General features: G+C 69.5%; 12 protein-coding genes and 1 pseudogene. 7 read left to right on the top strand and 6 right to left on the bottom strand.

Going from position 1 to position 16,423, the window contains the following annotated elements; all coding sequences use genetic code 11:
* Positions 1–183: 183 nt before the first annotated feature.
* Positions 184–1,124, bottom strand: a pseudogene (locus QYS60_RS20190) (ADP-ribosylglycohydrolase family protein).
* A 137-nt stretch (positions 1,125–1,261) separates the two neighbouring features.
* Here QYS60_RS20190 and QYS60_RS20185 point away from each other — a divergent pair.
* Both QYS60_RS20185 and QYS60_RS20180 read left to right on the top strand, forming a co-directional pair.
* A complete protein-coding gene (locus QYS60_RS20185) occupies positions 1,262–2,008 on the top strand; it encodes a flavodoxin family protein (protein WP_371384100.1) in 747 nt (248 codons plus the stop codon).
* A gap of 128 nt (positions 2,009–2,136) precedes the next feature.
* Entirely contained in the window at positions 2,137–2,508 is a 372-nt protein-coding gene (locus QYS60_RS20180; RefSeq protein ID WP_371384099.1) for a hypothetical protein, read from the top strand.
* Between the two features lie 61 nt (positions 2,509–2,569).
* Here the strand turns inward: QYS60_RS20180 and ligD are convergent, their stop codons facing one another.
* On the bottom strand, positions 2,570–3,547 hold the full coding sequence (gene ligD / locus QYS60_RS20175) for a non-homologous end-joining DNA ligase (RefSeq protein WP_371384098.1): 978 nt from the start codon (positions 3,545–3,547) through the stop codon (positions 2,570–2,572).
* Between the two features lie 245 nt (positions 3,548–3,792).
* Between ligD and shiA the strand changes: the two genes are divergently transcribed.
* The gene (gene shiA / locus QYS60_RS20170; RefSeq protein WP_371384097.1) at positions 3,793–5,154 is read left to right on the top strand and encodes a shikimate transporter; all 1,362 of its coding nucleotides are present in this window, start codon (positions 3,793–3,795) and stop codon (positions 5,152–5,154) included.
* A 247-nt stretch (positions 5,155–5,401) separates the two neighbouring features.
* Here shiA and QYS60_RS20165 read toward each other — a convergent pair whose 3' ends face one another.
* Positions 5,402–6,181 (bottom strand): IclR family transcriptional regulator C-terminal domain-containing protein, encoded by a 780-nt coding sequence (locus tag QYS60_RS20165; protein WP_003935907.1) that lies wholly within the window; start codon positions 6,179–6,181, stop codon positions 5,402–5,404.
* A gap of 157 nt (positions 6,182–6,338) precedes the next feature.
* Between QYS60_RS20165 and QYS60_RS20160 the strand changes: the two genes are divergently transcribed.
* On the top strand, positions 6,339–8,912 hold the full coding sequence (locus QYS60_RS20160; protein ID WP_371384096.1) for a non-ribosomal peptide synthetase: 2,574 nt from the start codon (positions 6,339–6,341) through the stop codon (positions 8,910–8,912).
* Positions 8,913–8,945: 33 nt separating this feature from the next.
* On the opposite strand, the gene QYS60_RS20155 is transcribed toward QYS60_RS20160, so the two are convergent.
* The 3 genes from QYS60_RS20155 to kstD are packed head-to-tail and all read right to left on the bottom strand — an operon-like array spanning position 8,946 to position 13,370.
* The gene (locus tag QYS60_RS20155) at positions 8,946–10,691 is read right to left on the bottom strand and encodes a cholesterol oxidase substrate-binding domain-containing protein (protein WP_289377170.1); all 1,746 of its coding nucleotides are present in this window, start codon (positions 10,689–10,691) and stop codon (positions 8,946–8,948) included.
* A 55-nt stretch (positions 10,692–10,746) separates the two neighbouring features.
* Positions 10,747–11,607 (bottom strand): MaoC/PaaZ C-terminal domain-containing protein, encoded by an 861-nt coding sequence (locus tag QYS60_RS20150; RefSeq protein ID WP_371384095.1) that lies wholly within the window; start codon positions 11,605–11,607, stop codon positions 10,747–10,749.
* A gap of 50 nt (positions 11,608–11,657) precedes the next feature.
* Positions 11,658–13,370 (bottom strand): 3-oxosteroid 1-dehydrogenase, encoded by a 1,713-nt coding sequence (gene kstD, locus QYS60_RS20145; protein WP_289377174.1) that lies wholly within the window; start codon positions 13,368–13,370, stop codon positions 11,658–11,660.
* Between the two features lie 130 nt (positions 13,371–13,500).
* Here kstD and QYS60_RS20140 point away from each other — a divergent pair, with 130 nt between their 5' ends.
* The 3 genes from QYS60_RS20140 to dmpG are packed head-to-tail and all read left to right on the top strand — an operon-like array spanning position 13,501 to position 16,309.
* The gene (locus tag QYS60_RS20140; RefSeq protein ID WP_289377175.1) at positions 13,501–14,286 is read left to right on the top strand and encodes a 2-keto-4-pentenoate hydratase; all 786 of its coding nucleotides are present in this window, start codon (positions 13,501–13,503) and stop codon (positions 14,284–14,286) included.
* Between the two features lie 29 nt (positions 14,287–14,315).
* The gene (locus QYS60_RS20135; RefSeq protein ID WP_371384094.1) at positions 14,316–15,245 is read left to right on the top strand and encodes an acetaldehyde dehydrogenase (acetylating); all 930 of its coding nucleotides are present in this window, start codon (positions 14,316–14,318) and stop codon (positions 15,243–15,245) included.
* Between the two features lie 5 nt (positions 15,246–15,250).
* A complete protein-coding gene (dmpG, locus tag QYS60_RS20130) occupies positions 15,251–16,309 on the top strand; it encodes a 4-hydroxy-2-oxovalerate aldolase (RefSeq protein WP_003935900.1) in 1,059 nt (352 codons plus the stop codon).
* The last annotated feature ends 114 nt before the right edge of the window (positions 16,310–16,423 follow it).

Genomic DNA, 16,423 nt, shown 5'->3' with positions numbered 1-16,423 from the left:
CTGCTCCGCCGGTTCTGTGCCGGCAGCCGAGGCCGGCAGCCGAGTCCGAGTTCCACGGTCTCCGGTACAGACGCCACATCCGTTCCTGTCGACCGTCACGGACGACACCGATATGAACGTCGCGACGCCTTCGCCTCCCGGCCGGTGACGCCGTACCGAGATCACGCCCTGTGACCGGCGGGTCTACCGGACGGCGGCACGCGCCGAGGCGAGACCGGCCGCGAATCCGGTGACGACGGCCGCGTCCGGCAGCAGGACCGCGGACGACCAGGGGATCTGCGTGAGCGCTGCCTCTGCGGACGGGAATCGGGCACCGAGCAGACCGCCCACGAGGGCGGCGACCGTGTCGGTGTCCCCGCCGAGCGCGACGGCGGCGAGCATGGCGTCGACCGGCGACCGCACCGTGACGATGCAGTGCAGCACGGCGGCGACGGTGTCGTACGGTTCGAGCGAGACACCCGACGGTGCGGCACTCCAGCGGTCCGCCGCGACCGCGGCGAGGAGGTCCTCGAGAAGACGGCTACCACCGAATTCCCCGGTCTCGATGCGCGCCTCGTCGCGAGCTGCCTCGAGCAACCGCTGCGCGTCCGCGCCTTCCAGCGACCACGAGGCGCACGCCGAGATCACCGCTGCCGCGCACTGCGCGTCCGGTGACGGATGCGTCACCCGGGACAGATTCAGGGTGAGTGCGCGCCGGCGATCCGGGTCGTCGACCGGAACCGCCCAACCGGCCGGAAGAGCCCGCATCGCAGCACCGTTCGTGTCGCCATCGGCCTCGGGACGCCGGCCCGATTCGCGGAAGGTCCGGATTGCGGCCAGTGTGGAGGCCCCAGGCCCGGGACGGTCTCGGCGCGCTCGCTGAGCAGACGCAGGAACATCGAGCCCGGATCCTCGTTCGCGGCCGTTGTCAGCACCTCGGCCACGAGGAGGGTGAGCGCCGTGTCGTCCGACGTCGCACCCCGGGGCCAGCCGGGCCGGACGGGCAGGGTTGCCGCCGTCCCGAGGTCGATGTCCGCCGCGGCCGCGCCCTCCCAGGGGACGCCGAACGCGTCGCCGCAGGCGTACGTGGTCAGCGCGGCCGCGATCCGGTCGCGGTAGGAGGTTGCGCCGAGTTCGTCCGTCACCGGTGCCGGTCCCTCTCCCTGGGCCAGATGTTCCGCACGTTACCGGAGGGCGCCCGCAGCCGGCCGGACACGGAACCGCTTCCGTGCGACGTTGCCCCGGCTTATCGTGGGTGTGCGAATCTCGTGTGGGAGGACCCATGACCGAACCGGTGTTCGAGGGGTTGCAGGGCGCGGATGGATCGCGCCGGTTCGAGGGACTGCGCGCCATGTTCGTCAACTGCACCCTCAAACGGTCGCCCGAGACCAGCAATACGCAGGGTCTGATCGATCGCAGTGTGGCGCTGATGGAACGGGAAGGCGTCACGGTGGACCAGATCCGGGCCGTCGACCACGACATCGCGACGGGTGTGTACCCCGACATGACGGAGCACGGGTGGCCGAGCGACGAATGGCCGCAGTTGTTCGAGCGGATCCTCGCCGCGCACATCCTCGTCGTCGCCGGGCCCATCTGGCTGGGTGACAACTCGTCGGTCACCAAGAAGGTCGTCGAACGTCTCTACGGCTGTTCGTCGCTGCTCAACGAGCACGGCCAGTACGCGTACTACGGACGCGCGGGCGGTTGCCTGATCACCGGCAACGAGGACGGCGTCAAGCACTGCGCGATGAACATCCTCTACAGCCTCCAGCACCTCGGATACGTGATCCCGCCGCAGGCCGACGCCGGCTGGATCGGGGAGGCCGGTCCGGGCCCGTCGTACCTCGATCCGGGGTCGGGCGGTCCGGAGAACGACTTCACCAACCGCAACACCACGTTCATGACCTACAACCTCATGCACACCGCCGCGCTGCTCGTGCAGGCCGGTGGATTCCCCGTGGGTGGCAATCAACGCTCGCTGTGGGATGCCGGTTGCCATCCGTCGTTCGAGAATCCCGAGCACCGATGAGGTCGGCGCGGATCCGTGGCCGTGCGGACGTGCGGGGCGCGGTCCTCCTGCTCGCTGTGTTCGGCGCCGCGGCCTGCGGGACGTCGGACGAGGGTCCCTACGATGCCGTGCCGGCGTCGGAACCGGCCGTGACCACGACCGGAGAGTCGACGGTGGTCACCACGGCGAACGGACCCCTCGGCGAAATGCTCTTCGACCGGACGGACCAGGCGATCTACATCTTCGACCGGGAGGTGGGCACGGTCCCCGACTGCTACGGCGACTGCGCCGTGGCGTGGCCGCCGGTGCTCACCGTCGGCGCCCCCGTCGCGGCCGGCGACGCCGACCAGGGGCTGCTGGGAACCACGGCGCGCACCGACGGGACCATCCAGGTCACGTACGCCGGGCATCCGCTGTACTTCTATGCCGACGAGGACCCCGGGCAGGTGCTGTGTCACCGGGTCGAGGAATTCGGCGGGCTGTGGCTGGCGATCGACGAGGCCGGCGTGCCACTCCCGTGACCTGAGGCCTTCATCGGCCGCCGTGACGGTGCGGGGCCCGAGTCCGGGAGATCGGGCACCGCTACGTCAGCGGTGGAATCAGAATCTCGCCCGGTTCCCTGTCGGGCCGCAACCCCTTCCAGCTGGGGTGCCGGAGACTGTCGCCGGTGAACTCCCGGTACTCGACGTCGCCGACCAGCACGGGTTCGGCCCACCGGGCGGCCCGGACTACGGGCGCCGGCGGCGTGACGTCGAACGGATAGGTGGGCCGCTCGAGTTCGTCGAGCCGCTCCCACAGCGCCCGTCGCCCGGCAGTGGTGAAGCCCGTGCCGAGGTTGCCGATGTGGACGAGACGACCGTCGTTGTCGTGAGCGCCGAGGACCAGGGATCCGAAGGTGACGCGGTGCGGCCCGGTGCCCGGCAGCCACCCGGCGAGGACGACCTCGGTGTTCTTGCGCAGCGCCGTCTTGATCCATGCCGGGGACCGGCGCCCCGGCTGGTAGGTCGAGTCGGTCCGCTTGCAGACGATGCCTTCGAGACCGTGGTCGCGGGCGAGGTCGAGCAGGATCTTCGTGTCGGTGCCGACCCAGTGCGGTGGGGTGCGGACGAGAGGACCGGACATCGACAGGTCGATCAGCCGGCGGCGGCGTTCGAGGTACGGCAGCCCGGTCGTCGGTGCGCCGTCGAGCGCGAGCAGGTCGAACGCGTAGAACTCCACGGGTGTGGTCCGGATCAGCGCGCCCGTCGGTTTCGCCACGTGGATGCGGCTCTGCAGCCGGGGGAACGACGGCGCCCCGGTCCGCGGGTCGGGCGCGACGATCTCCCCGTCGACGACCATCGGACGGCCGCGCGCCAGCGCCGACAGCGCGATCGTCAGTTCCGGGTAGATCCCGGAGACGTCTCTGCCGTTGCGGCTGTAGAGCCGGCACCGCTCGCCGTCGCACATCGTCACCGTGCGTGCACCGTCCCACTTCATCTCCACCGCCCATCCGGTGCCGATCGGCGGCCGGCCCGTGGTGGCGAGCATCGGGGCGGGGACCGCGGAGCGAGAGGCGGGCATGGAGGGAATTATCCGGTCTCCCGTGCCGGGCCGCAGGGTAACGAATCGGAATAGTCCTGCGCCGGAAAGAATTACACCGTTGTGTTCCGACGACCTTCGTCGCTGTGGTGCGGGCTGTCGTCGGCTCGGGCCGGGCTGCCGCTCCTCTCTCGTCTTGACGGCACTCCCGGCGAGTGCCTACCGTCACATGTATCCACTCAGCGGACATGCGTTCGCAATACGAACACACGGATAGAGGATCGGCTATGCACGACCGTCCCACCGGCACCGACGAGCGCCAGGCGCGCCGCGCCGCGTTCGGCAGTTTCGTCGGCGCTGTCATCGACTGGTACGACTTCATCCTTTACGGCCTGGTGGCCGCGCTCGTCTTCAACAAGGAGTTCTTCCCGAACGTCAGCCCGGCCATCGGCACCCTCGCCGCGTTCGCGACTTTCGGTGTCGGCTTCCTCTTCCGGCCACTCGGCGGAGTGGTCTTCGGTCACTTCGGTGACCGCCTCGGCCGCAAGCGGATGCTGGTGCTCACCATCGTGATCATGGGAAGCGCCACCGCCCTGATCGGTCTGCTGCCGACCTTCGCGTCGATCGGGTGGTGGGCGCCGGTCCTGCTCGTCGCGCTCCGGGCCGTGCAAGGATTCGCGGTCGGTGGTGAATGGGGTGGTGCCGCTCTGATGGCGGTGGAGAGTGCTCCGCCGAAGAAGAAGGCTCTCTACAGCAGCGGGGTTCAGGTCGGCTATTCGGTCGGCCTGATTCTGGCCACCGGATTCGTCATGCTGATGAGCAGCGTCACGACCGACGAGGCGTTCGCCCAGTGGGGGTGGCGGGTCCCGTTCGTCGCCAGCATCGTGCTCGTCGCCTTCGGCCTGTGGGTCCGCTCGAGCGTGGAGGAGAGCCAGGAGTTCACCGAGACGGTCGAGGAGATCGAAGCGGAGCTCGGCGAACGCAGCCGCAAGCGCATCCCTCTCCTGGAAGCACTGACCAAGCATCCGAAGGCGTTTCTGCAGATCATCGGTTTGCGCTTCGTCGAGCTGTTCTCGATGTACATCGTCACGACGTTCGCACTGAGCTACTCCACCAACGAACTCGGCATGGAACGTAGCTTCATGCTCAACGTCGGTCTGCTCGTCGGTGCCCTCGGAATGGTGACCATCCCGGCGTTCGCATGGTTGTCCGACCGGTACGGACGTCGCCGGGTGTACATGCTCGGTTCCGCGCTCGGTGCCGTCTGTGCGTTCCCGTTCTTCGCGATGCTCGAGGGCGGCTCGATGATCGGAACGGTCGTCTTCGCAGTGCTGTTGGTCAACATCGCCCACGACATGGTCGTCAGCGTGCAGCAACCGTTGTTCACCGAGATGTTCGGCGCGGAGTACCGCTACAGTGGCGCCGGGGTCGGCTACCAGGTCGCCAGCGCGGTCGGGGGTGGTTTCACCCCGTTCATTGCGGCTGCCCTGGTCACCGTCTCCGGCGGGTCGTGGCATCTCGTGGCGTTCTACCTCGCGGGCGGATGCGTGATCTCGGGGCTCATCGCGTGGCGGCTCGGACACGACCATCGCGACGCCGGCCGGACCGCTCCGGCGTCACGGACATCCGGTGCCGTGACGATGCACTGAAGCGCGGATCGGCCGGAGACGACGGCGAGCGAGGGCCACTGGCGGTGTCTCCGCGTGGAGCAGCCGGCAGTGGGTCGGCGGACAGTTCTCTCCCTCTGCTCGCAGCTCGGGATCCGACGGTCGAGAATGGGGAATCAGCCTGCTGAAAGGTAACTTTCGAACCACAGCGGCTGTGATCGGGTGTATCCGCCTCGTCGAGCGGGGTGCGGCCCGGCCGGGGAGGGGAGGCACCGGTACCGCGCACGGCTCAAGGTCCGCTGATCGCGAGATCGGCGCCGATCAGCCGGGCCGCGTCCTGCAATCGGGGGACCACTCGTGACTCGACGTCGTCGCCGGAATGCGCAGTGTTCTGCAGGGAGGAGTTGAGCGCGGCGACGATCCGGCCGGTTCGGTCCCGGATGGGCACGGCGACGCCGCGAATCCCCACTTCCAGTTCGTCCTCGGACAGTGCCCACCCCCGCTCGGCCGTGGCCCGGATCTCGGCGCGCAGCCGGTCCGGGTCCACCAGGGTCCGGTCGGTGAACGCCCGCAGTTCCGTCGTCTCGAGGTAGCGGTCGAGCTCCTCGTCGGTGAGTCCGGCCAGTAGGACCCGGCCGTGCGAGGTCGCGTACGCGGGGAAGCGCATGCCGACCGAGATCGCGATGCGCACGATCCGCGGCGAACGGACTCGCGCGACGTACAGTGCGTCCGCTCCGTCGAGCACGGTGACCGAGACGGTCTCCTCGAGCTCGGCGGCGAGTTTCGCCAGGTGCGGTTCGGCCAGCTGCGGAAGGGCCAGCCCGGACAGGTAGGAGAAGCCGAAACGTAGGACCCGCGGGGTCAACATGAAGCGACGGCCTTCCTGGCGGAGGAACCCGCGATCGACGAGGGTCAACAGGATTCGTCGCGCGGTCGATCGAGTGATCCCGACAGCTCGGGCCACTTCACTGAGAGTGCGCTCGCGGTGCTGTTCGTCGAAGCACTCGAGTACCGCGAGCCCCCGATCCAGAGACTCGAGAAAATACCGTTCACCCGCGGCCGCTCCCATGGGCCAATCCTAGGCACGAGCGGACTGTGCCCCTCCGGTGCCGCCGCCCATCTCGAAGCCCCGGAAGCGCGCCGACGCTCGGGCTCGGCCACCTCGCCCTGCCGCGAGAAGACCCCGAGCCTGGATTCAGGACAGCCAAACCTTATAGACTGCCGCGGTGTCACCACGTTCCACCGAGCTCGTCGACTGTCCGACGGTTCCGTTCGTCCGACACCTCGCCGAGCACGGCGAACGGACCGCACTCGTCTGCGACGGCGCCGAGATCACCTATTGCGACCTGGCCGAGCGGGTCGCCGACGTCGCCGACCGCCTCGGCACGACCCGGCGTCTCGTGCTCGTCGTCGGCGCCAACACCGTCGACGCGATTGTCGCCTACCTGGCGGCGCTGTCCGCCGGCCATCCCGTGCTGCTCGTGCCCGGCGACCGGCCCGATGCCCTCGCCGCGACGATCGAGGCGTACCGTCCCGACGTCGTCGTCGAGGACGGCCGCCTGAACGAACGCGCCGAGGACACCAGCCACGACCTGCACCCCGACCTGGCGCTGCTGCTCAGCACCTCCGGCTCGACCGGCTCGCCCAAGCTCGTCCGCCTGTCGCAGCACAATGTGCAGGCCAACGCCGAGGCCATTGCCGACTACCTCGACATCCGCGACACCGACCGCACGATCACCACGCTGCCGATGCACTACTGCTACGGCCTGTCGGTGCTGCACAGCTACCTGTTGCGGGGCGCCGGCATCGTGCTCACCGACCGGTCCGTCACCGACCCCGGATTCTGGGACCTCGTGCACCGGCACCGGGTCAGCGCACTCGCCGGCGTGCCCTACACCTTCGATCTGCTCGACCGCGCCGGGTTCGCGGACATGGACCTGCCCCATCTGCGCTACGTCACCCAGGCCGGCGGTCGTCTCGATCCCGACCGCGTCCGCCGCTACGTCGGCCTCGGCCACCGCCGCGGGTGGCAATTCTTCGTGATGTACGGGCAGACCGAGGCCACCGCCCGCATGGCCTACCTGCCTCCGCACCTCGCCGCGGAGCACCCCGACACGATCGGCGTCCCCGTCCCCGGCGGCGCCTTCCGCATCGACCCCGTGCCCGAAGCCGGCGACGGTGCCGGCGAACTCGTCTACACCGGGCCCAACGTCATGCTCGGCTATGCCACCGACCCGGAGGATCTGGCCCTCGGGCGCACCGTCGACGAACTGCGCACCGGTGATCTCGCCGTCCGCACCGACGCCGGGTTGTACCGGATCGTCGGCCGCCGATCGCGCTTCGCGAAGCTGTTCGGTCTTCGCATCGATCTGCAACGCATCGAATCCGTCCTCGCGCGCCACGAACTCGTCGCGTGCTGCGCCGGCGGCGACGACGAACTGATCGTCGCCGTCGAGTCCGCCGACGCCGCGCACGTGCGGGCGGTCGCGGCGCGCGCGAGCGGGCTGCCCGAGTCCGCGGTGCGGGTGTGTGTCGTGGCCGAGATGCCCCGCACCCCGAACGGCAAACCGGACTACCGCGCTGTCGCCGCCCTCGGCGCCACCCCGGAACCGCCGCGGCCGGCGCCTGCATCGCGGACCGCCGACCTACGGCAGCTACGGGAGCTCTACGCGGATGTACTCCGCAGCGACGACGTCACCGACGACAGCACGTTCGTCGGCCTCGGGGGCGACTCGCTGTCGTACGTGCGCATGTCGGTGCGGCTCGAGCGGCTGCTCGGCCACCTGCCCGCGGACTGGCCGACGACGCCGCTGCGCGAGCTGAGCCCGTCGTCGCGCCGGACACCGCAAGGCTGGCGGACCGTCGAGACCAACGTGCTCATCCGTGCCGTGGCGATCGTGCTCATCGTCGGCTCGCACCTGCACCTGTTCGCCCTTGTCGGGGGAGCACACGTGCTGCTCGCATCCGCGGGCTACAACTACGCGCGGTTCCAGCTGCCCAAGCCCCGTGTCGAACGGCTGCGCACCACCCTCCTCAGTGTCGCGCGGATCGCCGCGCCCGCCGTCGCGTGGATCGGGGCGGTGCACGTGATCACCGGCGAGTACCGCTGGTCGAGTGTGCTGCTGCTCAACGGGGTCTTCGGGCCGCCCGCTTGGACGAGGGAGTGGCGGTACTGGTTCGTCGAGGCACTGGTGTACGCGCTGGTCGCGGTGGCTCTGCTGCTCGCCGTGCCGTGGTTCGACCGACGCGAGCGACGATTCCCGTTCGCGTTCCCGCTCGGACTGGTGGGTCTGGGGCTGCTGACCCGGTACGAGGTGCTCGGGCCGGACATGCCGACCAGTCAGATCCTCGCCTCGTACGTGGTGTTCTGGCTCTTTCCGTTGGGCTGGGCGGCAGCCCGGGCCGACGCGGGGTGGCAACGACTGGTGGTGTCCGCGGTGGCGGTCGCGACCGTGCCGGGGTTCTTCCACGCCGAACCCGAGCGCACCGCGCTCGTGATCGGCGGGCTGCTCCTGTTGATCTGGGTGCCACGAATGTGGTGGCCCGCGCTGCTGGTGCGGCCGGCCGAGGTGCTCGCCGCCTCGTCGCTCTACATCTACCTGACCCACTTCACGGTCTATCCGCAGCTGCGGGACATCGACCCGTGGTTCGCGTTCGCGGCGTCACTCGTCGTGGGTGTGGCGTACTGGCAGCTGTGGGTGCGGCTGGGACAGCTGTGGGGCCGCTTCGGCAGGAGACCCGTCGTCGCGATGCTCGCGCGGTCCGGTGCTACCCGCGCGCGTGAGGACGCGCGCGGGTAGCACCGGTGGGCGCGGATACCGGCCGGCTTCTCGTCAGGGCAGCAGCCGGTCGATGAAGCTGTTGCTGAAGATCCGGTGCGGGTCGAGGCGGTTGTACACCGCTCGTGCGGAGTCCCAGTTCTCGTCCGCGGGCACGCCCTCGCGGTAGGTGTCGGGCAGGACCTGCTCGACGACCCGCTGGTCCGTGTAGGGCAGCTCGGGACCGAACGCCCAGCCCTTGGACCATTCGGGCCGGAACGTGGAGTCGTCGTTGTCGTAGTGTCCGCGCATCCACTGCTCCATCTCGCGGTAGAACGCGAACATCCCGGGTGTCCCGGGCACCCCGAGCACGTTGAGCCAGATCGCGGTGTCCCATTCGGGGTGGTCGGGTCGCGGGCGGGTCGCGGAGATGGTCGGCGGCCCGGCGGACGGGACCTGCACGTCGTCGGGCCGGTCGAGGCCGCAGCATCGGATCTCGACGGGGCCGTTGAGCGGGTACTGCCCCAGTGCCCGGTAGCGCTCGATGCGCTGATGGAACCACTGCGTGAAGTCGTGGATCACGTTCGCGATGTTGGCTCGATTGGTGAGGACCGCGCCGCCACCCTCCGTGAGCCGCAGGGTGGTGGCCTTGATGTAGAACTGCAGATCCTTCGACCAGCCCCAGATGTCGCTCGAGTTCGTGGCGGCGAGGCCGGCGACGGTGGTGTTGTAGTAGACCTGGCCGAAGGCCGGCGCGACGGCCGGATTCCCGGCGGTCATCTGCCCGAGCACGTCGGTGACCGGCTCGGGGACGTTGTCCGAGAACGGGTAGTTGTAGGGGCCGAACACCTCGCGGGACGTGGCCGGCCGTTCGGGTGCGAGGGACCACACCTTCATCCACGGCTTGTCGGTGAAGGGGTACCAGATCGCCTCCGCACGCCCGGTAGCACGGACGAAGCTCTCGAAGGTGCGTCCGGCGGCGCCGGCGGGGGCGAAGAGTTCGCGCCAGTCGATGTCGGTGTAGCTCTGGCACCGCATCCGCGTGTTCGGCCCGGCCTGCAGGGTGACCGAGGTGACGAACGTGCGGCCCAGGTGCGTGAGCAGTGCGGTGCTGTCGGCGTTCGCGCGCGTGACGGTGCGCAGCGCGTACTCGCTCCCGTTCCACGCCACCACGGTCAGTTCCGTGACGAGGTTGCTCAGCGAGCCGAAGGTGTTCCCCGGCACGCGCGCTTCACCGTCGGCGGGCAACGCGGCGCCGTGGGCGTTGACGGCCAGGGAGCCGGCGATGGACAGCACGCCGGGCGCGGGGAGATTGGCCCAGCCGAGGCCGTTCGCCTGCAGTGCCGTGGTGATCGCGTCGAGCGTCGCGCCCGCACCGGCCGTGACGGTGGCAGGTGCCGATCCGGGATTCACCGACACCCCGTTCAGGTGCACCATCGTGTCCGCCAGGATCACCTTATCGATCGGTGCGCCGTTGACGATGGTCAGCGGCGTCCACCCGTGCATCGCACCGCGTGGCCGGATGGTGTAGCCGTGGGCGTGGGCCCAGTTCGCGAGGCGGACGACGTCCTCGGGACTGCGCGGGGCGCAGGTCCAGATCGCGTCCAGCATGATCTCCTTGGACCAGTTCTGGTAGGCCTGCTGGTACAGGGCGATGCCGTCGGGGAAGGCGGCCGGGGTGGGCAGCGTGGCGCCGGACGAGCCGGCCGGCACGGCATGGACCGGGGTCCAGCCGCCGAGCGCGGTGGCCGCGAGGGCGCCCGCGCCGGCTGCGAGGAAACCGCGGCGGGACAGGCGCAGAGGTTCGGTGCGAATCGTCATGGATGCGCTGCTTTCTCACCGTCCCGTGCCGGAACGGTGCTGAGGGAGGACGGGGTCAGGCGATGGTGAGGACGACGTCGGTGAGGGCGGGCGCGAGGTCACGCTCGACCACCGCGGCTGCCGCGAGCACGCGGCCGCCGGTCCGCCAGGCGCGCACCCTCAGTGTCTCGCCGGGGAAGACGACGCCGGCGAATCGAGCCTTGAATCCCCGCACGGCCGCGGCATCCCCGGCGAGGGCCGCATCCGTGATTGTCTTGCAGACGATCCCGTAGGTGCACAGTCCGTGCAGGATCGGGGCGGGAAATCCGGCGGCTGTCGCGAACTCCGGGTCCGAGTGCAGCGGGTTGCGGTCGCCGCACAGCCGGTACAGCAGGGCCTGCTGCGGCAGCGTCGCGACGTCCACCTCGAAATCGGGTGCCCGGTCCGGAAGTTCGACGGACTCGGACGGTCCGCGTTCGCCGCCGAAACCGCCCTCGCCGCGGGCGAAGATGGACGAGCGGGCCGTCCACAGCGGAGTGCCGGCCGGATCCGTGGTCGTCGACTCCTGGACGATGACCGCGGCCTTGCCCTTGTCCCACACCTCGGCGATCCGGGTCACTGTGCGGCCCTTGCCTTCCGGCGGGATGGGAGCGTGCACCGTCACCTCCTGGCCGCCGTGCACCACCTTCGCCAGGTCGATCTCGACACCGGGGAACGACACCTTCGGTGGCTCGGTCGCGTGGAACGTCGCCGCGACGGTGGCGAAGGTGGGCAGGACCTGCGGGTCGTCGTCGCGTAGGTAGCGCAGCTCACCGAGGTCGGTGGGACGGGCTCCGGCCCCGAGACCGAGGTGATAGAGCTGGACGTCGCTGCTGCTCCAGGTGAATTCTTGGACGGGCAGTTCGGCGCCGAGCGCGACGGCGGGATCGATGGGCACGGGTGAGCCTTTCTGTTCGGCGGACGGAGAGCGGCGTGGCCGGGTGCGGTTCAGTGTTGTTCGACGGTCTCGGAGACCGGCGGCGCCGCCGGCTGCTCCGGCCGGGCGAGCGCATCGAGGACCGCGAGGTAGGCGAAGGTCATGGCCGGGCCGATCGTGGCGCCGGGTCCGGCGTAGGTGTGGCCCATGACGGGGCCGCTGGCATTGCCGACCGCGTAGAGTCCCTCGATCACGGACCCGTCCTCGCGCAGGACCCGGGCGTCGGCGTCGGTGCGCAGGCCGCCTTTGGTGCCGAGATCACCGGGCACCACCTTGATCGCGTAGAAGGGGGCCTTGTCGATGGCGCCGAGACTCGGGTTGGGCTTGTTGCGCGGGTCGCCGTAGTAGTGGTCGTAGCCCGATTCCCCGCGTCCGAAGTCCTCGTCCCGGCCCGCCCGGGCGAAGCCGTTGAAGCGTTCCACCGTCGCGGTGAGGGCGTCTGCCGGCACCCCGATCTTCTCGGCGAGCTCGGTGATCGAGCCGGCGCGGACGACGACACCCGCCTTCAGCCACCGCTTGGGGAAGGGGCTGCGGGGCGTGATGCCGGCGAAGGTGTAGCGATTGCGGTAGCGCTGGTCGAGGATCATCCAGCACGGAATGTTCTCGCCCGGTCCGTCGCCCCGGCCGTGGCGACCGCCGTACATGGCGTGCACCGCCTCGACGTACGGGGCGGATTCGTTGACGAAGCGCCGGCCCGCCGCATTGACCATCATCGAGCCCGGCAGGCTGCGCTCGGACAGGGCGAACCACGGGCCGCCGGTGAGCGGAAACGACGGGCCCCACCAGGCGTCGTCCATGAAATCGACGGCGGCGCCGAGAGACTGGCCTGCGCGGATGCCGTCTCCGGTGTTGGCCTTGGCGCCGACGGTCCATTCGGTGCCGATCGGGGCGCGTTGGTACTGCCTCCGCATCTGCTCGTTGTGCTCGAAGCCGCCGGAGGCGATCACCACGCCGCGACGCGCCCGGATGGTGCGCTGCTGTCCGTCCGACTCGACCCGCACACCGCTTACCACCCCGTCCTCGACGACGAGGTCCGTCAGGGCGGTGTTCAGCAGCAGCGGCACTCCGGCGTCGCGCAGACCCGTGCGGAGTCCGGCCATGAGCGCCTGGCCACGGACCAGCAGGTGCTTCCTGCGTGTCCGCGCCCACAGGTACCGCACGCCGACCTTCGCGGCGCGAACCGGTCCGCGGGGATTGCGCACGAGCAGGTTGAGCCACTTGTAGTCGGCCTGGGTGATGACGAAGTTGGTTGGGCCCTCGACGTAGTCGGGTTCGAGCAGGGCGAGATCGTCGCCGAGTCGTTTGCCGTCGAACGGTTTCGGTTCGACGGACCGCCCACCGAGCCGGCCGCCGGGGGCCTCGGGGTAGTAGTCGGAGTAGCCCGGCACCCATTGCAGTTCCAAGGCGCTGTGTTCCAGGACGAAGGACAGCATCTCTGGACCGCGGTCGATGTAGGTGTCGATCTTGTCGGCGGGCACGACGTCGCCGATGATGCTGTGCAGGTAGGTGCGGGCCGCATCCGGGGTGTCGGTGACGCCGGCCGCCTCGAGGACCTCGTTGTTCGGAATCCACACGCCGCCGCCCGAGCGGGCACTCGAACCGCCGTAGTGCGGTGCCTTCTCGACCAGGACGACGCTCGCGCCCTGGTGCGCGGCGGTCAGCGCGGCGGTCATTCCGCCGGCACCGCTGCCGACGACGACGATGTCGTATTCCTGCTTGATCATGTAGAACACGTTATAGAATGATGACGCGGTGAGTCCATCCCTTCTGCCAGGAAGATCACCCGCACACCACGCGTCGAACGGAAACAGGTTGCAGAATCTGCCGGTCGCCGGTGAACAGGAAGGAACCGCAATGCTGCCGACGCAACTGCGCACCCGGCTGGCGGACGAGCTCGAGGCCGCCGAGCGCGACCGTACCCCGATCGACCCGCTCGTGGCCCGGTACTCGGACATCGACGTCGTCGACGCCTACGAGATCCAGCTGATCAACATCCGGCGTCGCCTCGCGGCCGGTGCTCGCGTGGTCGGCCACAAGGTCGGGCTGTCGTCGCTGGCCATGCAGCAGATGATGGGTGTGGACGAGCCCGACTACGGTCATCTGCTCGACGACATGCAGGTCTTCGAGGACCGGCCCGTCGACACCTCGCGGTACTGCTTCCCGCGGGTGGAGGTCGAGGTGGCCTTCGTGCTCGGCAAGGACCTGCCCGGGGCGGACTGCACCGAGAACGACGTCCTCGATGCCACCGTCGCGTTCGCGCCGTCCGTCGAACTGATCGACAGCCGGATCAAGGACTGGAAGATCGGCCTCGCGGACACCATCGCCGACAACGCCTCGTCCGCCGGCTGGGTGCTCGGCACGCAGCGGGTCGCGCCGTCCGACATCGACATCAAGGGCATCGACGCGGTGCTCACCCGCAACGGCGAGCGGATCGCCGAGGGACGCAGCGACGCGGTGCTCGGCAATCCCGTCACCGCCGTCGCGTGGCTCGCTCGCAAGGTCGACAGTTTCGGAGTGCGGCTGAAGGCGGGCGACATCGTCCTGCCCGGTTCGTGCACGCGGGCCGTCGATGCGCGCCCCGGCGACGAGTTCCACGCCGAATTCGCGGGACTGGGCTCCGTCTCGCTCACGTTCTCGTGACCACCCGGTCCCGACTGCAAGGAGAAACCATGGCCAAGGCACGTGTCGCGATCGTCGGCTCGGGCAACATCAGCACCGACCTGCTCTACAAGCTGCAACGCTCGGAGGTGCTCGAGCCGCGCTGGATGATCGGTATCGACCCGGCGAGCGAGGGACTCGCCCGCGCCCGCACGCTCGGCCTGGAGACGTCGGCCGAGGGGATCGACTGGTTGCTCGCGCAGCCGGAGAAGCCGGACCTGGTGTTCGAGGCGACGTCGGCATACGTGCACCGGGAGGCCGCACCGAGGTACGAGGCGGCCGGCATCCGGGCGATCGATCTCACCCCCGCGGCCGTCGGACCGGCCGTCGTGCCGCCCGCGAACCTCGGTGCGCACCTGGACGTGCCCAACGTCAACATGATCACGTGCGGCGGCCAGGCAACCATCCCGATCGTGCACGCCGTCTCCCGCGTCGTGGACGTGCCCTACGCCGAGATCGTGGCGTCGGTGGCGTCGGTGTCCGCCGGGCCGGGTACCCGCGCCAACATCGACGAGTTCACCAAGACCACCAGCCGGGGCATCGAGACCATCGGCGGTGCGCGCAGAGGCAAGGCGATCATCATCCTCAACCCCGCGGACCCGCCGATGATCATGCGCGACACCATCTTCTGTGCCATCCCCGAGGACGCCGACCGGGACGTCATCGCCGAATCCATCCACCGCGTCGTCGCCGACGTGCAGCAGTACGTGCCCGGCTACCGGCTGCTCAACGAACCGCAGTTCGACGATCCGACCGTCGTGTCCGGCGGGCACGCCACCGTCACCACCTTCGTCGAGGTCGAGGGCGCCGGCGACTTCCTGCCGCCGTACGCCGGCAACCTCGACATCATGACCGCGGCCGCCACCAAGGTGGGCGAGGAGATCGCCCGCGCACTCCTCTCGGCGGACTCCCTCCCTTCCAACACCTCCGTGAAGGCGTGAATCCGATGACCGCTACCGACCGCCGCGACGACATCTTCTTCGAACCGTCGTGGGACATCCGCGTGACCGACACGTCGCTGCGCGACGGCTCCCACCACAAGCGTCACCAGTTCGACCGGGAGGAGGTGCGTGCCGTCGTCGCCGCCCTCGACCTCTCGGGCGTCCCCGTCATCGAGGTGACCCACGGCGACGGCCTCGGCGGCTCCTCGTTCAACTACGGGTTCTCGAAGGTGCCCGAGCAGGAACTGATCAAGATCGCCGTCGACACCGCGCAGCACGCGAAGATCGCATTTCTCATGCTCCCCGGCGTCGGTATCAAGGAGGACATCGTCGAGGCGCAGGACAACGGCGCGTCGATCTGCCGCATCGCCACACACTGCACCGAGGCCGACGTGTCCGTCCAGCACTTCGGGCTGGCCCGCGAGCGCGGACTCGAGACCGTGGGCTTCCTGATGATGGCGCACACCGTCACCCCGGAGAAGCTCGCCGAGCAGGCCCGCATCATGGCCGACGCCGGCTGCCAGTGCGTGTACGTCGTGGACTCCGCCGGCGCGCTCGTCCTCGAACAGGTCACCGAGCGGGTCGAGGCGCTCGTCGCCGAACTGGGGTCGGACGCGCAGGTCGGCTTCCACGGCCACGAGAATCTCGGCCTGGGCGTGGCGAACTCGATCGCGGCGGTCCGGGCCGGCGCCAAGCAGATCGACGGATCGGCACGCCGCTTCGGGGCCGGAGCCGGCAACACGCCCGTCGAAGCGTTCGTCGGGGTGTGCGACAAGGTGGGGATCAAGACCGGCATCGACTTCTTCGCGATCGCCGACGCCGCGGAGGACGTCGTGCGCCCGGTGATGCCCGCCGAATGCCTCCTCGACCGTCAGGCCCTGATGATGGGCTACGCGGGGGTGTACTCGAGCTTCCTGCGTCACGCCGAGCGCCAGGCCGAGCGGTACGGGGTCTCGGCTGCGGAACTGTTGGTGCGGGCCGGCAAGCGCAAGCTCATCGGCGGCCAGGAGGACCAGCTGATCGACATCGCCCTCGAACTCCAGCGCGAACAACAGTCCGCCTGACCGTTTGCCTGCCCGACTGCCTGCCCGACTGACCGACTGACCGACCGAATGTCACATCGCGTCGATCCGGGCTGACTCAGGTGGTCCATGCGACACGCTCCCTGACCAGGGGAG

This window comes from Rhodococcus sp. GXMU-t2271 (assembly GCF_041414735.1).
GTDB lineage: Bacteria > Actinomycetota > Actinomycetes > Mycobacteriales > Mycobacteriaceae > Rhodococcus > Rhodococcus indonesiensis.
Note: the sequence above shows the minus strand (reverse complement) of the source record. Positions and strands in the feature narration are given on the sequence as shown.

Excerpts from the sequence above, each read along its gene's own strand:
- QYS60_RS20155 (WP_289377170.1), bottom strand. The coding sequence starts at position 10,691 with ATGACGATTCGCACCGAACCTCTGCGCCTGTCCCGCCGCGGTTTCCTC.
- shiA (WP_371384097.1), top strand. The coding sequence starts at position 3,793 with ATGCACGACCGTCCCACCGGCACCGACGAGCGCCAGGCGCGCCGCGCC.
- QYS60_RS20165 (WP_003935907.1), bottom strand. The coding sequence starts at position 6,181 with ATGGGAGCGGCCGCGGGTGAACGGTATTTTCTCGAGTCTCTGGATCGG.
- QYS60_RS20140 (WP_289377175.1), top strand. The coding sequence starts at position 13,501 with ATGCTGCCGACGCAACTGCGCACCCGGCTGGCGGACGAGCTCGAGGCC.
- QYS60_RS20135 (WP_371384094.1), top strand. The coding sequence starts at position 14,316 with ATGGCCAAGGCACGTGTCGCGATCGTCGGCTCGGGCAACATCAGCACC.
- kstD (WP_289377174.1), bottom strand. The coding sequence starts at position 13,370 with ATGATCAAGCAGGAATACGACATCGTCGTCGTCGGCAGCGGTGCCGGC.
- QYS60_RS20185 (WP_371384100.1), top strand. The coding sequence starts at position 1,262 with ATGACCGAACCGGTGTTCGAGGGGTTGCAGGGCGCGGATGGATCGCGC.
- dmpG (WP_003935900.1), top strand. The coding sequence starts at position 15,251 with ATGACCGCTACCGACCGCCGCGACGACATCTTCTTCGAACCGTCGTGG.
- ligD (WP_371384098.1), bottom strand. The coding sequence starts at position 3,547 with ATGCCCGCCTCTCGCTCCGCGGTCCCCGCCCCGATGCTCGCCACCACG.